Here is a 3,150-nt window from a genome sequence, read left to right on the forward strand (position 1 = left end):
ATAACTTGGTAAAGAGTTTTCTCCCAGATAAGGTTCCTCATCTCCAAATTTCTCCACATAGTGATCAATCCATTTTGTTGGGGCCTGCAGGGGAACATGAGGAATAGGAGTAGCCCAGTATAAAAAGAAAGGCCTATCGCTGCTTTGCTCGTTTACAAAACCGGCAATTCTATCGGACATTATTTCAGGGGCATAGTCTGTAAGAAAATAATCTCCATAATTTGCCAAATCATATGGATCAGCACCTTCCGGTAATTTCTTATTTGGAGCGATCGTATCATTGTTTAAATAAACCCGTTGTTCATTTTCATAAAGATGAACCGGGTAAAGGGTGTGCGCCTGCCTTTGACAGTTGTAACCAAAGAAATAATCAAAACCTTGATTGGTGGGAATTCCTTCTGTATGTGGAGCCCCTAAACCCCATTTTCCAACCACAGCAGTAGTATAACCAGCCTCTTGAAGCATTGAACCTAGGGTATAAGTCCCCGTTGCTATTGGCCGTTGGCCTTCGAGGGTCGAGTCTGCTAACATGGCATGGTAATTCCAAACATCACCTCTACTACCCCACTCATCATTTCCCCTTACCTGAGAATGACCGGAATGTTGCCCGGTTAGCAATACTGCACGGGCGGGTGCACAAACAGGTGCACCTGAATAATGTTGGGTAAACATCATCCCTGATGCTGCCAAAGCATCAATATTGGGCGTTTCAATTTTTTCTTGTCCATAACATCCCAAATCTCCATATCCCAAATCATCTGCCAGGATGTAAATAATATTTGGAGGAACAGTTTCCTCTTCCTGACTTTGGCAAGCTGGCAATAGGGAAACAATAAATGGTAGTAATAATAGTAATCTGTTTTTCATTCTTAATTTATATGGTTGAGGTAATTTAAATTTCCATTAGAATATGGCTATTTTATTTTGGGATGTTTTATACATTATTGGAATCAAAATCAACTTTGAGGGTGGCCATAGGATCAGAATTGGTATTCAGCTCATTAAAAACCATACTTTTTCCTCGCTTATCATCTGTAACTTTCACGAAGTAATTTCCCTCCCTGAAAACTTCCGGCCGGAAAACCTTATCATTGACCCTAAGAGAATACACCAATTCCCCTGATTGCGCTTCAAATACTTCAACTATCGGTTTGTTACAATTGCTTAAGTCCAAAGGAGGTAGACTTCCCTTGGCATTTCTTGCATAATTTTCCTTTTGGGAAACTGTTATCGGCCAACCTTCATATTGCCCATTTGGGTTGGATTTTGGATCGACGTATCTAGGCCAACATTCCATGGTCATTTGCTTACCTTTCTTGTCAAAGGTTACTATTCCATATCCTGTTGCCCGATCATAAATTCGCGCCGGTTCTATACCTGTTTTTCTTGGGTTTGCCACCGCATGCACCGTCATTTTATTGCCAAATCCATCATTAAAATTCCCTGTATACTTTGGTTTTCCGGGTAAAGGTTCATGTTTTTCCGGAACCGGTGGCCACCAGCGTCTGGGAAATAAATTGTTCAATGCAGGCCCGGCAAAAGCATAGCCGGAATCTTTGAATTCATCTACCCCATACTGGACTACTGAGGCCAGATGCTGGTCTCCGGCAATATGCAAAGCAAAAGCTTTTCTGATTATTTTTATGGCTTCATCTCTGCCTTTTTGCGGCCAACCGTTGGAATCCATGTCGGATGTAGGTGCATCACCCGGCACATATTCGCCCAATTCAGGAATGGGTAATTTTGGCACAATACTGTCGATAATACTACCCTCAGGGAGAGTAGCTACAGTACAAAAGTTGGTTTGCGATAAAACGGCCTTCATTTCCGCACCTTTGCTCCAGTCCGTAGACCAATGCTTTAAAAATTTTAACTGGCGTTCGCCTAATAAGTCTGCCTCAATATCATAGTATTCTTTGATGTCAAATTCCCTGTTTTGAATAAAACCATTGGTAACCTTGGCTTCTTCAGGCAATACATTTTTTGGCGCAGATTTAAACTTTCTATCTTCAAGTATGGCAAAGCTAACTCCCCCATATACCCAATCGGTATAATAAGTACCTATTCCTTGCTTTACAGGTGTTGGGTCAAAGGCATCGGGCAGGTGACCTGTTTGTGTCAATTGCACCATATTCACCCACTCAGCAGGCATTTTATAGCCCCCTTGGTCTTGGGCGACATAGGTCCATCCTTCATCGGTTGGGGCTACCTTTCCTGCTTCTCCCCAAACATTGCCATGATAAACATCATGGTCATCCGGAATAAAAGCTGATGGTATATGTCTATATATTTCCCTGTAAGACCAGCCAAACATGTACCATTTGCGAAGGTAGTCCAGGCTTGATTTTTCTAAAGGTGAAGTTTGAATACCGAATCCACCGGTGCCTTCATAAAATTGATCCCCTAAAAACACCGCCATATCCGGAGCATGTTTGAGGGAATGTAGACTTACCTCATTGTCCGGGAAGCCGTAATCTGCATTGCAACTAAAGACCGCCAGTTTTACCTGGTCTTTGTTAACCGGCTCTTTAGCGATAGTCCCTGAATAATAATGGCTTTCTACCCCACTTTTCAAAGGCAAGTCTACTTTCACTCGGTAAGGCACTGGGCTTTCCTCCGCCCAGTCTTCCAATCGGAAGTGGGCAACTCTTCCCAATTCATCTATTGCTGCTTCTTGCACAGTGGTCCAGGCCGCTCCTTTTTTTAGTTGCAGGCTGACCTTATTTCCTTTAATTTTTTCTATTGGTGCCAGTTGCGCACCTAGTTTTAGCACCCCATCGTGCAAGGTATAATGGGCAAAACATACAGGTCCAAAAGTTTGATTTTCTGCTGCCAATACCTTCTCCCCTGTTACAGTCCAATCCGAAAAAGCTACGGAGGATTCGAAAAGTGCCTCTTCAGGAAAATGGGATACCAGCGCAATATTTCCGCCCAGGTCACCCCTATAATTTTCAATTTTCAATACCCCCAGGAGTTGCTTACCTTGAGGAGCAAAAGCTTCTAAAATCAAAGCTCCATTCTCTCCTTTCAGCACCAGGTTGATTTCATTATCCAAGGGTAACTTCTCCCTACCTACCTGCTCACCAATAAATAAAACACCTTCCCCATTGATACCTACATCCAAGCCTTTACCAAAAACTGCAGCTGATC

At 42.8% G+C, this 3,150-nt stretch carries 2 protein-coding genes; both read right to left on the reverse strand.

What is annotated here, in order from left to right; all coding sequences use genetic code 11:
* Positions 1 to 867 (reverse strand): sulfatase-like hydrolase/transferase (locus AAC037_RS22580; protein WP_339905803.1); only part of this gene is annotated, 867 nt, incomplete at its 3' end.
* Between the two features lie 67 nt (positions 868 to 934).
* The coding region (locus AAC037_RS22585; protein ID WP_339905805.1) for an alkaline phosphatase D family protein at positions 935 to 3,150 on the reverse strand (2,216 nt) is incomplete at its 5' end.

The organism is uncultured Cyclobacterium sp. (assembly GCF_963976465.1).
Taxonomy (GTDB): Bacteria; Bacteroidota; Bacteroidia; order Cytophagales; family Cyclobacteriaceae; genus Cyclobacterium.